The sequence below is a fragment of the Mycobacterium sp. genome, from assembly GCF_032162605.1.
GTDB lineage: Bacteria > Actinomycetota > Actinomycetes > Mycobacteriales > Mycobacteriaceae > Mycobacterium.
The window spans coordinates 1-12,071 of record NZ_JAVROT010000497.1; the positions used below are offsets into that span (position 1 = coordinate 1).

General features: G+C 67.8%; 13 protein-coding genes and 1 pseudogene. 9 read left to right on the forward strand and 5 right to left on the reverse strand.

All coding sequences use genetic code 11. The features are described 5' to 3' along the window. A partial coding sequence (locus tag QOI01_RS27620) for an acyclic terpene utilization AtuA family protein (protein ID WP_526386356.1) occupies positions 1-1,127 on the reverse strand: 1,127 nt, incomplete at its 3' end. A gap of 380 nt (positions 1,128-1,507) precedes the next feature. Between QOI01_RS27620 and rpmF the strand changes: the two genes are divergently transcribed. From rpmF to mspA, 6 genes are all read left to right on the forward strand, one after another. Further along, positions 1,508-1,681: a 50S ribosomal protein L32 gene (gene rpmF, locus QOI01_RS27625; protein ID WP_526386346.1), complete on the forward strand. Its 174-nt coding sequence runs from the start codon at positions 1,508-1,510 to the stop codon at positions 1,679-1,681. A gap of 124 nt (positions 1,682-1,805) precedes the next feature. Then, the gene (locus tag QOI01_RS27630; RefSeq protein WP_526386357.1) at positions 1,806-2,492 is read left to right on the forward strand and encodes a response regulator transcription factor; all 687 of its coding nucleotides are present in this window, start codon (positions 1,806-1,808) and stop codon (positions 2,490-2,492) included. Between the two features lie 71 nt (positions 2,493-2,563). After that, positions 2,564-4,012, forward strand: a complete 1,449-nt coding sequence (locus tag QOI01_RS27635) for a HAMP domain-containing sensor histidine kinase (protein WP_526386347.1) — start codon at positions 2,564-2,566, stop codon at positions 4,010-4,012. 150 nt (positions 4,013-4,162) lie between these two features. Next, a complete protein-coding gene (locus QOI01_RS27640; protein ID WP_526386348.1) occupies positions 4,163-5,494 on the forward strand; it encodes a S1C family serine protease in 1,332 nt (443 codons plus the stop codon). 29 nt (positions 5,495-5,523) lie between these two features. Next, positions 5,524-6,063 (forward strand): MogA/MoaB family molybdenum cofactor biosynthesis protein, encoded by a 540-nt coding sequence (locus QOI01_RS27645; RefSeq protein WP_526386349.1) that lies wholly within the window; start codon positions 5,524-5,526, stop codon positions 6,061-6,063. 694 nt (positions 6,064-6,757) lie between these two features. Further along, positions 6,758-7,399 (forward strand): porin MspA, encoded by a 642-nt coding sequence (gene mspA / locus QOI01_RS27650; protein ID WP_526386350.1) that lies wholly within the window; start codon positions 6,758-6,760, stop codon positions 7,397-7,399. 65 nt (positions 7,400-7,464) lie between these two features. Here mspA and mscL read toward each other — a convergent pair. From mscL to QOI01_RS27665, 3 genes and pseudogenes are all read right to left on the reverse strand, one after another. Beyond that, positions 7,465-7,910: pseudogene (gene mscL, locus QOI01_RS27655) on the reverse strand (large-conductance mechanosensitive channel protein MscL). Positions 7,911-8,087: 177 nt separating this feature from the next. Beyond that, positions 8,088-8,759 (reverse strand): SAF domain-containing protein, encoded by a 672-nt coding sequence (locus tag QOI01_RS27660; RefSeq protein WP_526386351.1) that lies wholly within the window; start codon positions 8,757-8,759, stop codon positions 8,088-8,090. 64 nt (positions 8,760-8,823) lie between these two features. Beyond that, on the reverse strand, positions 8,824-9,207 hold the full coding sequence (locus tag QOI01_RS27665; RefSeq protein ID WP_526386352.1) for an FmdB family zinc ribbon protein: 384 nt from the start codon (positions 9,205-9,207) through the stop codon (positions 8,824-8,826). A 65-nt stretch (positions 9,208-9,272) separates the two neighbouring features. On the opposite strand from QOI01_RS27665, the gene QOI01_RS27670 reads away from it, so the two are divergent. Further along, positions 9,273-9,980: a GmrSD restriction endonuclease domain-containing protein gene (locus QOI01_RS27670; protein ID WP_526386353.1), complete on the forward strand. Its 708-nt coding sequence runs from the start codon at positions 9,273-9,275 to the stop codon at positions 9,978-9,980. 14 nt (positions 9,981-9,994) lie between these two features. Here QOI01_RS27670 and QOI01_RS27675 read toward each other — a convergent pair whose 3' ends face one another. Beyond that, a complete protein-coding gene (locus QOI01_RS27675; protein ID WP_526386354.1) occupies positions 9,995-10,576 on the reverse strand; it encodes a 5-formyltetrahydrofolate cyclo-ligase in 582 nt (193 codons plus the stop codon). 97 nt (positions 10,577-10,673) lie between these two features. Here QOI01_RS27675 and QOI01_RS27680 point away from each other — a divergent pair, with 97 nt between their 5' ends. Continuing rightward, positions 10,674-11,564 carry a UTP--glucose-1-phosphate uridylyltransferase gene (locus tag QOI01_RS27680; RefSeq protein WP_526386358.1) on the forward strand — a complete coding sequence of 297 codons (891 nt, stop codon included), beginning with the start codon at positions 10,674-10,676 and terminating at the stop codon, positions 11,562-11,564. Positions 11,565-11,602: 38 nt separating this feature from the next. Beyond that, on the forward strand, positions 11,603-12,071 hold a 469-nt coding region (locus tag QOI01_RS27685), incomplete at its 3' end, for a MoeA family protein (RefSeq protein ID WP_526386355.1).

Here is a 12,071-nt window from a genome sequence, read left to right on the forward strand (position 1 = left end):
GCGGCGGAGGAGAAGTGGCGGCCCACGGTCTTCGGATCGGGGTCGCGCACCACGCAGCGCAGCAGGGCGCTGGCGGCCTCCTCGGTGTCGGCGTCGGGATGGTCGGTGCGCGCCAGTGTCCATTGGAGCTCCGCGGGTTTCACCGTCAGGCCCGCCTCCAACTGGCGTCGCACCAGGTCGGCCTTGGCCTCGATGTCCAGGCCGGTCAGCACGAACGTCATGGCATTGCGGAAACCGCCGACGGCGTTCAGCGAGACCTTCAGCGTCGGCGGTGGCGGTTCCCCCCTGATGCCGCTGATGCGCACCCGGTCCGGTCCGTCGTCGCGCAGTGCGAGGCTGTCGACCCGCAGCGTCACGTCGGGGTTGGCGTAGCGCGGCCCGCCGATCTCGTAGAGCAGCTGCGCCGTGACGGTGTCGACGCCGACCAGCCCGCCGGTGCCGGGATGCTTGGTGATGACCGACGACCCGTCGGCGTCGATCTCGGCGATCGGGAAGCCGAGGTGCAGAAGGTCGGGCAGGTCGGTGAAGAAGGCGTAGTTGCCGCCGGTGGCCTGGGTGCCGCATTCGATGACGTGCCCGGCGGCCACCGCGCCGGCGAGGGAGTCGTAGTCGCTTCGGGTCCAGCCGAAGTGGGCGGCGGCAGGCCCGACGATCACCGAAGCGTCGGTGACCCGGCCGGTGACGACGACGTGGGCGCCCGCATTCAGACAGTCCACGATGCCCCACGCGCCGAGGTAGGCATTGGCGGCGAGAACGGAGCCGAAGCCGAGCTCTTCGGCGCGGCCGACGAGGTCGTCGCCCTCGACGTGGGCGACGTTGACGGCGAGCCCGAGCCGTTCGGCCAGCGCCCGCACGGCGGCGGCCAGCCCGGCCGGATTGAGCCCGCCCGCGTTGGCGACAATCTTCACGCCCCGGTCCAGCGCCGTGCCGAGGGACTCCTCGAGTTGGGTCAGGAAGGTCTTCGCGTAGCCGCGGTCCGGTGACTTGGCGCGGTCGCGGGCGAGGATCAGCATGGTCAGCTCGGCCAGGTAGTCGCCCGTGACGTAGTCCAGCTCGCCGCCGGTCACCATCTCTCGCATAGCGGCGTGCCGGTCGCCGTAGAAGCCCGAGCAGTTGCCGATCCGCACTGGCTCGAGATCCCGGGTCGCTCCGCTCTCCCCCTCAAGCGGGGGTACCCCCAGCACCACACTGCCCACTCCTGCGCTCCCATCAACGTCGACGGCCCAACCAACCGGTAGGTTACTCGGTACCGACGGTTTCACGTCAAGCGCTTCGCGGGGCGCCCGGGCCCGCTCCCGGCCGGATGACCTCCGCACCTTTGATATCACCGGCGATGTCACGTCGTGGAAGTGGTGATCACGACGTGACATCCAGGCAGGGCCGGACCGCCGCTTTTGGAAGCTACGCAGCTCACCGGCTATCCTGAAGGACAATTGCCGACGTCCCAGCGTGATCAGGGTGTGCGCGGCAGCCCCAAAGCAAGAATCTCAAGAGGAGAAGCTCCACCATGGCTGTGCCCAAGCGGAGAATGTCGCGGTCGAACACCCGTAGCCGGCGCGCGCAGTGGAAGACCGAGGCCACCGGCCTCGTCAACGTCAACGTCGCAGGTCAGCAGCACACGGTGCCGCGTCGTCTGCTCAAGGCCGCCCGCCTCGGCCTGGTCGACCTCGACCGCCGCTGACCCATCTCGTCATTCGGCGCTGGGGGTCCCCCGCTTGCAGGGGAGAGCGCAGCGATCGGGGAAATAACCCGTACTGCGGCGCGCCTCTCAGGCCTGTCTCAGACACGGGGTTGAAACTGTGGCTGTGCGCATACTGGTGGTTGACGACGATCGCGCTGTGCGCGAATCCCTGCGCCGTTCCCTCGCCTTCAACGGATACTCGGTCGTCCTGGCTCAGGATGGCCTCGAAGCTCTCGAGATGATCGGCAGCGACCGGCCCGACGCCCTGGTTCTCGACGTGATGATGCCGAGGCTGGACGGGCTCGAAGTGTGCCGTCAACTCCGCAGCACCGGCGACGACCTGCCGATCCTCGTGCTCACCGCCAGGGACTCGGTCTCCGAGCGAGTGGCGGGTCTCGACGCGGGCGCCGACGACTACCTCCCCAAACCCTTCGCGCTCGAAGAGCTGCTCGCGCGGATGCGCGCCCTGCTGCGGCGCCGCGTCCTGCCCGATGACCACGACACGCCTGCGTTGACGTTCTCGGATCTGAGCCTGGACCCGGTGACGCGGGAGGTCACCCGCGGACAGCGTCAGATCAGCCTGACCCGCACCGAGTTCTCCCTGCTGGAGATGTTGATCGCCAATCCGCGGCGCGTGCTCACCCGCAGCCGCATCCTCGAAGAGGTGTGGGGGTTCGACTTCCCGACCTCGGGCAACGCCCTCGAGGTCTACGTCGGCTACCTACGTCGCAAGACCGAGGCGGAAGGGGAGCAACGACTCATCCACACCGTGCGCGGCGTCGGCTACGTGCTGCGTGAGACGCCGCCCTGATGGGTCAACCCCGATCGCCGTTCTGGTGGCGTTCGCGCGAGCGGCGGACCACCGACGTACGACCCGTTGGCATGAACGACGCCAGCTCGGTGTCGCTGCGCTGGCGCGTGATGCTGCTGGCGATGTCGATGGTCGCGATGGTCGTCGTCCTGATGGGCCTCGCCGTCTACGCGGTGGTGTCCCGGGCCCTCTACGACGACATCGACAACCAGCTGCAGATCCGCGCGCGGTTGCTGATCGAGAGCGGGCTGCTGGCCGTCGACCCTGGCAAGGCGATCGAAGGAACGGCGTACTCCGACGTCAACGCGATGTTCGTGATGCCCGGCCGGTCCATCTACACCGCGAACCAGGAAGGGCAGACGCTCCCCCTCGGCGAGCCGGAGAAGAACGTGATCGACGGCGCCCTGCGAATGTCGTTGCGCACCGTCAACTTTCAGCGCGTGCTCGCCGTACACCTGCCCAGTGGAGATTCCCTGCTGATATCGAAGAGCCTCGACCCCACGGGCAAGGTGATCAAACGGCTCGGCACCATCCTCCTCATCGTCGGCGGGCTCGGGATGGCGGTCGCCGCGATCGCAGGTGGGACCGTCGCGAGGACCGGACTGCGGCCCGTGGCGCGCCTGACCGACGCCGCGGAGCGCGTCGCCAGGACCGACGACCTGCGCCCGATACCCGTGCACGGCAGCGACGAACTCGCCCGTCTCACCGAGGCGTTCAACATGATGCTGCGCGCACTCACCGAATCGCGCGCGCGACAGGCGCGCCTCGTCACCGACGCCGGCCACGAGCTGCGCACGCCGTTGACCTCGTTGCGCACCAACGTCGAGCTCCTGATGGCGTCCATGGCTCCTGGTGCGCCGAACATCCCCGAGGACGAGATGGCAGGGCTGCGCTCCGACGTGATCGCCCAGATCGAAGAACTCTCCACGCTGGTGGGCGATTTGGTGGACCTCACCAGGGACGACGCGGGCGTCACGATCCACGAGCCCGTCGACCTGGCCGACGTCGTCGACCGGAGCCTCGAACGTGTTCGCAGGCGCCGCAACGACATCGAATTCGACGTGCTGACCACCGGCTGGCAGGTGTCCGGCGACGAGGCGGGATTGTCCAGAGCGGTGCTCAACCTCCTCGACAACGCCGCCAAGTGGAGTCCCACCGGTGGCCGGGTCCAGGTGACGCTGGCACAGATCGATCAGATGCACGCCGAGCTGGTGGTATCCGACCATGGCCCGGGCATTCCCGTTGCGGAGCGGCAGCTCGTCTTCGAGCGGTTCTACCGGTCGACCTCGGCCAGGGCGATGTCCGGCTCCGGTCTAGGTCTGGCCATCGTCAACCAGGTCGTCGTGAAACACGGTGGGACACTTCGGATCGACGACACGGTGCCGGGCGGTGACCCACTGGGGGCGTCGTTCCACCTGGTGCTGCCCGGCCGCCCGATGTTCGAGCCCGCCGGCCGAAGCGCCGCGACACGCGCGAGCGGTGCAGTGGACGGGGTGGCCGGCAACGCCGAGAATGGGTGATCTGGGGGTGGCTCGGCGAGAAGTCTGGGTAAGTCCCGAACGTTCTCTAAGTGGATTCTCAGCCCAGGGGGGCAATGTTTTGGGCACGCCTTTCGTTAGTCATGACAGACCGCCGACGCAAACTACTCGAAAGAAGAGCAGCCAGCCGAAATGACCAACCATCCGAGGTACTCCCCGCCACCGCCGCCCGGGCATCGGCCGGGCACGCACGAGGCCGCGGCGCCGGGCTACCCCGGCCAACACCGCCAAGGCGGGTATCCGCAGCAGTCCTACGACTGGCGCTACGCCACACAGCAGCAGCCCTACCGCGGCCCTGCGGACCCGTATCGGCCCGTCGATCCGACGCGGATGATGCCCATCCCGCCCGCTGCCCCCCAGAAGCGTTCCAGGACAGGTCGATTGACGGTCGGTGCATTGACCATCGCCATCCTCTCGGCAGGCATCGGCGGCGGCGTCGCGACGCTGGTGCAGCCGGGTCGGCCCGCACTGAGTTCTTCCATCTCGGGTGCCGCGCCCAGTGTGCCCGCCGCAAGTCTTCCGGCCGGCTCGGTCGAGCAGGTGGCCGCCAAGGTGGTCCCGAGCGTGGTCAAGCTCGAAACCGACCTGGGTAAGCAGTCCGAAGAGGGCTCCGGCATCATCCTGACCACCGACGGTCTCATCCTCACGAACAACCACGTGGTGGCCGGCGCCAACGGCGGCCCCGGCGCACCGGGCGGCGGGTTGCAGACCAAGGTCACCTTCGCCAACGGCGCCACCACGTCCTTCAAGGTGCTCGGCACCGATCCCAGCAGTGACATCGCCGTGGTGCAGGCCGCGGGAGCCACGGGCCTGACGCCCATCACGCTCGGGTCGTCGGGCAACCTCCGCGTCGGCCAGGACGTCGTCGCCGTCGGCTCGCCGCTCGGTCTCGAGGGCACTGTCACCACCGGCATCGTCAGCGCGCTGAACAGGCCGGTCGCCGCCGGCGGTGACGCCCAGAACCAGAACTCCGTGCTGGACGCGATTCAGACCGACGCCGCGATCAACCCGGGTAACTCCGGTGGCGCGCTCGTCAACATGAACGGCGAACTCGTCGGGGTGAACTCGGCCATCGCCACCCTTGGCGGCGACTCGGGGCAGTCGCAGAGCGGCTCGATCGGCCTCGGTTTCGCCATTCCCGTCGACCAGGCCAAGCGCATCGCCGACGAACTGATCCAGAACGGCACCGCCTCGCACGCCTCCCTCGGCGTTCAGGTCGGCAACGACGCAGGCGTCGACGGCGCCAAGATCGTCGACGTCACCGGCGGCGGAGCGGCGGCGGTCGCCGGTCTGCCGAGCGGTGTCATCGTCACCAAGGTCGACGACAGGGTGATCAGCAGTGCTGATGCCCTCGTGGCGGCAGTCCGGTCCAGAGCGCCAGGTGACAAGGTGACGCTGACCTACCTGGACCCGTCCGGGAAGCCGCAGACCGTGGACGTCACCCTCGGGAAGGCCGACCAGTGACGGTGGCGCCGGGACGCCCCGTGCTCAGGATGGCCGAACCGGCGTCGGCGGCGGGATATACGGTTGCGTTCATGGAACAGCCAGGTGAGTTGTTGGGCCGCGCACTCGTCGTCGTCGTCGACGACAGGACGGCGCATGGGGACGAAGAGGACCACAGCGGTCCGGTGGTGACTGAACTGCTCGGCGAGGCGGGGTTCGTGGTCGACGGCGTCGTGGCGGTCTCGGCCGACGAGATCGAGATCCGCAACGCGCTGAACACCGCCGTGATCGGCGGCGTGGACCTGGTGGTCTCGGTGGGCGGCACCGGTGTGACGCCACGCGACGTCACCCCGGAGGCCACCAGAACCATCCTGGACCGCGAGCTGCTCGGCATCGCCGAGGCTCTGCGCGCATCCGGCCTGTCGGCGGGCATCGTGGAGGCGGGTGTGTCCCGTGGGCTGGCAGGAATTTCGGGGAGCACCCTGGTCGTCAACATCGCGGGGTCCAGGGCGGCCGTGCGCGACGGAATGGCCACGCTCGGCCCGCTGGCGGTGCAGATCATCGGCCAGCTGTCCAGCCTCGAGATTTAGCTTCTTGCCGGCTTCGGCGGTCACGGCCCGTCCGAACCCACGCTCTGCGTGGGAATTTTCGGTGTCGTCGGTTTCGGGTGCACGTTGCCCGATTCCGTTAAAGCCGCGTGAACTGCCACAAAGCGGCCAGTGTGATGTTCGTCACAATGGAGGGTCGCTGTGACGGAGCCAGCACGCTCAAAGCGCGCTTCAGTTAACAAGATTTTCGGCGATTCTCTTCCCGAAACCACCACGGACGAGTGGGACGAGCGCCCGTCCGACGGCGAGGCCGAACGCGATCGTTGGTTGCGGGACAACGTCCCACCGCACCACGGTTGACCTGTCGCTTCGTGCCTCCGGGACGGAAACGTCCAGTGGCCGAACCAGACTCAAGTACGCCCCTGTTATGGGTCGTCGTGCCCGAGGCGGCGCGGCCCCTGGAGGGTGGCGGACGCGGCGGTGTGCCCCCTGCAGTGGCGGGGCAAACTCTCTGTCATCGACAACGGGCCGCGCCGCGTAGATACCCACGCGTTGCCCGCCGGATTGCGCACCGTTATGTTTCTGTCGTCAACGATGAGCGTTACGTAAGAACAACATGTGGGGTTTCTAATTTCCCTCACATCGAGGGCTTGCAAGGTGTCAGGTTTAGCGGTAGAGCCGGGCACTCACAGGAAATGACGGGCTTAAGGGTCTGTCGACGACAGCTAGGGAGAACATGAAGGCAATCAGTCGGGTGCTGGTCGCGTTGATCGCGACCGTCGCGGCTCTGTTCGCGAGCACAGGCACCTCACACGCAGGTTTGGACAACGAGCTGAGCTTGGTCGACGGCCAGGACCGCACCCTGACGGTCCAGCAGTGGGACACTTTCCTCAACGGTGTGTTCCCACTTGACCGCAACCGGCTGACCCGTGAGTGGTTCCACTCGGGTCGGGCCAAGTACATCGTCGCCGGCCCCGGTGCCGGTGACTTCGCGGGCACCCTGGAGCTGGGCTACCAGATCGGCTTCCCGTGGTCGCTGGGTGTGGGCATCAACTTCAGCTACACCACCCCGAACTTCCTGTTCGACGACCAGAACTTCGGTCCCGCCGGTCTCGGCTCTCTGTCGACCTCCATCATCACGCCGAACATCCTCCCGGGTGTGTCCATCAGCGCCGACCTGGGCAACGGCCCCGGCATCCAGGAAGTCGCGACCTTCTCGGTCGACGTCAAGGGTGCTGCCGGCGGCGTCGCCGTGTCGAACGCTCACGGAACGGTCACCGGTGCCGCCGGTGGGGTGCTTCTCCGTCCGTTCGCACGGCTCATCGCTTCGACGGGTGACAGCGTCACCACGTACGGCGAGCCGTGGAACATGAACTAACTCCCTAGTTCAACGTAAACAGCCCCCGGCTTCGGCCGGGGGCTGTTTTCGTTGCGGGGGAGAGGCTACTTGTCGCCGCTGGTGTGCTTCGCCGTGTCGGGATCGGGGCCGGTGCCTGGTCCGGTGACGGTTTCCGCGCTCTTTCCGTCGGTCAGCAGGTTGCGAATCTCGGTCAGAAGGCTCAGCTCGGTGTCCTGAGCCTGCTCGACCTCGCCCTTCTTCCGCAGCCGGTTGTAGGGCACGACGACCAGGAAGTAGACGACCGCTGCGACCAGGACGAAGTTGATGGCCGCCGAGATCAGGACGTTCAGATCGATGGTCTGGCCGCCACCGATGCCGATCTTCAGGACTCCGACGCCGGTGCCGCTCGCACCGATGCGACTCGTCAACGGCGTAATGATGCTGTCGGTGAACGTCTTGACGAGAGGGTGAAGGCGGTGCCGATGACGACCGCCACGGCCAGGTCGACGATGTTGCCGCGGGAGAGGAACTCCTTGAAACCCTTCAGCACGTGAGGATGCCTCTCGCCTTGTGGTCTGGCCATATGCCTGATCCCCCAGGTCGTCAACGTTAGCGGCGCAGGCGCACTGCGGGTGGTGCATTCCGGTGCCAGCTTCTACGGCGTGGCGATGCGGTTGGTCCTGGGGGGTGGGGCTCCACCCCGGCGGTCCCGGCGCCGCACTGACCGTCAGTGGAAGGTCAGGGTGATCGCCTGCGACAGCGAGGCGCCCGCCACGTCATTGGCCGCCGTGACGGGTAGCGCGATCAGCACGACCCCGTCCCGGGCCGCCTCCTTCGTCCTGGCCGAGACCAGAATCACCACCGCGTCGGTGGCCACCACCCGTGGGCCCGGCACGGCGGAACCGTCCGCCATGGCGGATCCGGCCGAGTCCGAGACGGCCAGCACGTCGACGACGTCGCCGGGACGCACCAAATCGAGAAGAGCGGCATCTGCGAGATGGACGGGCACCACGCGCGCGTCCGGCCCCACCGATGCGTCGGCGAGCCGTGAGCTCAGCACCCGAACGTCGGTGAGAACCTCGCCGCGGCGCGCAGGCCCGGCCAGTGTCGCACCGACCAGGTGGTTCGCGTTGGTCTGAGATCCGTCGGGAAGCGTTGTCGCCAAACGTGATTCGATGCGGAGGTCGGCGGCCACCAGCTCGATGCCCGGGGCCAGGTCCCGTGCCGCCACGACGACGTCGGCCCGGCCGTCAGAGGGATCGGGACGCAGGGCGGCGACCGCCGCCAACAGCACCAGCGCCCCTGACGCGACGCGTCTGGCCACGACGGTTCTGGTCCAGTCCGGGCGCAGCCCGTGGACGACGCGGGACGGCAGCGATGGATTGAGCGATTCCCCCATGCGACAACGCTAGGCACGTGACGCCCGTCGCGGCAGGGGGCAGGCGATCGCCTGTGGATAACTCTTAGCTGGAGGCGGCTGCGGGTGAGCTCGACTTACTCGCAGACCCGGTGCTGGAGCTCGACTTGTCCGAACTGTCCGAGGAGCTCGACGGCTTGTCCGACTTCTCGGCCGGCTTCGACTTCTCGGCGGCCTTGTCGGACTTGTCGGACTTCTCCGATGTGGCGCTCGACGACTCGCCGTTGGAGCCGTTGATCGTGCTCTTCGAGGTGTCGCGGCTGTCGTTGCGGTAGAAACCGCTGCCCTTGAATACGACGCCAACGGAACCGAACAGCTTGCGCAACCGGCCCGAGCACTTCGGGCACGACGCCAGTGCGTCGTCCGTGAACGCCTGCACCGCGTCAAAACGGTTGTCGCACTCAGTACATGCGTACGAATAGGTCGGCACCAAAACCTCCGAGAAAATGACGAAACTTGTTAGCACTCTAGCGGCTCAAGTGCTAGAACCGCTAAGTGGGCCGTGCCATTCCCGCGTCACTGGCGCTGGTCGCGATCATCGTCGCAGTTGCAGTGTGGATGCGCGTCCACTCGGCACCCACACCGCCTCCGTCACAGACCTCGCAGCAGCCGCCGCACGCGGCCATGTCCACACCCGGATACGACCAGGCGAGGACCGCCGCGGGACGACTGCCCGTCAAGGGCTGGGATCTGAACTCCGACTTCGCGCGGTACCGATTCGGCGAGGCCTGGAGTGACGACGTCGACGTCGAGTTCGGGCACAACGGCTGCAACACGCGCGACGACATCCTGCGCCGCGATCTGACGGACCTGGTGGTGCGGCCACGCACCTGCTTCGCCCAGAGCGGCACACTGCATGATCCCTACGACAGCGAGACGATCGCCTTCGTCCGCGGCCCGGACTCCTCGAATGCCGTCCAGATCGACCACGTCGTCGCACTGTCCGACGCTTGGTACAAGGGCGCCCGCGATTGGGACGACCAGCGCCGCCGCGACTTCGCGAACGATCCGCGCAACCTCCTCGCCGTCGGGGGAGCGTTCAACTTCGACAAGGCGTACCGCGACGCCTCGAGCTGGCTGCCGCCCAATCTGATGTTCCGTTGCGAGTTCGTCGCGCGCCAGGTGACGGTCAAGACGGCGTACGGACTGTGGGTTTCGGGCAAGGAGAAACAGGCGATGACGGACGTGCTCACCGGTTGTTAGCCGTGGTTGGCGCGTCAGCCGAGTTCGACCAGGCCCAGACCGGGAGTCAGGGCGTGCGTCATCGGCACGTCGTGCGGTTCGCCGGGCAGGTGCTCGAGCAGTTCGTCGTCCCTGACCAGCGCGATCAGTCGCGCCTCGGGATTGGCCATGCCCAACGACCGGTCGTAGAATCCCGCACCCCGGCCGAGCCGAACGCCTGCGCGGTCGACGGCCAGCGCCGGGACCAGGATCATCGACGCGGCCCGGACTGCATCGGCGGGCAGCCAGGGCGCGGCCGGCTCGCGCAGCCCGAAAGGGGCTTCGACGAGCTCGCCTTCGCGGTACTCGGCCCAGCTCAGCGGCAGCGGCGTGCCCGCGTCGTCCTCGCGTGCGACGGGCAGCAGCACTCTGGCGCCTGCCCCGACCAGGGCATCGAGCATCGCGGGCGACCCTGGCTCGGAGCCGACGGGCACGTACGCGCAGACGATCTCACCGGATTGCGCCTGGTCTGCCAGACGTTTGCAGAGCGCATCGGTCTCGGCGCGTCGAACGCCGGCGGGCACCGCCAGGCGGGCGGACAGGATGGCAGCGCGCAAGTCGGTCTTCGTCGATGGCACGGAGTCCACGATGTCATGGAGATATGCAGGGCATCCCGGGTTGCGGACCGTCAATGACGTTATGGTGTGAATGATGACGACCCCGGCCCTGGTGCCAATGCCACGCACCGCCATCGTTCCGGCTGCGGGCTTGGGAACGCGCTTCCTGCCTGCGACGAAGACGGTGCCGAAGGAGTTGCTGCCCGTCGTCGACACCCCGGGCATCGAGCTCGTCGCCGCAGAGGCGGCCGAGGCGGGGGCCGAGCGGCTCATCATCGTCACCTCCGAGGGCAAGGACGGCGTCGTCGCCCACTTCGTCGAGGACCTCGTCCTCGAGGGCACGCTTGAGGCCCGCGGCAAGCAGGTGATGTTGGCGAAGGTGCGCCGGGCGCCGGCTCTGATCAAGGTCGAGTCGGTGGTGCAGAGCCAGCCGCTGGGCCTTGGTCACGCCGTGAGCTGCGTCGAGCCGAGTCTTAGCGACGACGAGGATGCCGTCGCGGTGTTGTTGCCCGACGACCTGGTGCTGCCCACCGGCGTGCTGGAGACCATGTCGAAGGTGCGCGCCAAGCGTGGTGGTTCGGTGTTGTGCGCGATCGAGGTTCCTGCCGACGAGATCAGCGCCTACGGCGTGTTCGACGTCGAGGCGGTGCCCGATGACATGAATCCGAATGTGTTGCGCGTCAAGGGCATGGTGGAGAAGCCAAGCGCCGAGGACGCCCCGTCGCTCTACGCCGCCGCCGGGCGCTACGTGCTGGACCGCGCGATCTTCGACGCGCTGCGCCGCGTAAAGAAGGGCGTCGGCGGCGAGATCCAGCTGACCGATGCGATAGCCCTGCTCATCGAGGAGGGCCATCCGGTTCACGTCGTCGTCCATCGCGGACGACGACACGACCTGGGAAATCCCGGCGGGTACCTCAAGGCTGCGGTTGACTTTGCGTTGGAGCGTGACGACTACGGACCGGAGCTGCGGCGCTGGCTGGTCGAGCGATTGGGCCTGAGCGCCAACTGACTAGCGTGGAGGCTCCGCGACTGAAGAGAGGCGCATAAGTGCGTTCGGTGGAGGAGCAGCAGGCCAGGGTGGCTGCCGCCGCGGTTGCGCCGAGGCCCGTGCGGGTGGCCATTGCCGAAGCGCAGGGACTCATGTGCGCCGAGGAGGTGGTCACCGAACGGCCGCTGCCCGGATTCGACCAGGCGGCCATCGACGGCTACGCGGTACGTAGCGTCGACGTGCTCGGCGTCGATGCCGGTGACGCAGGCGAAGAGGCCGAGGCCGGCGGTGAAGCCGAGGTCAGCCTGCCCGTGATGGGCGTCATCGAGGCGGGCGCCAAGATGCCGAGCAGGCTGCAGCCCCGCCAAGCGGCGCGCGTGCAGACGGGTGCGCCCATGCCGACGCTGGCCGATGCGGTGCTTCCGCTGCGCTGGACCGACGGCGGCGACTCCCGGGTGCGGGTGCTGCGCGGTGTCCGGTCCGGCGCCTACGTGCGTCGGACGGGCGACGACGTCCAGCCGGGTGACG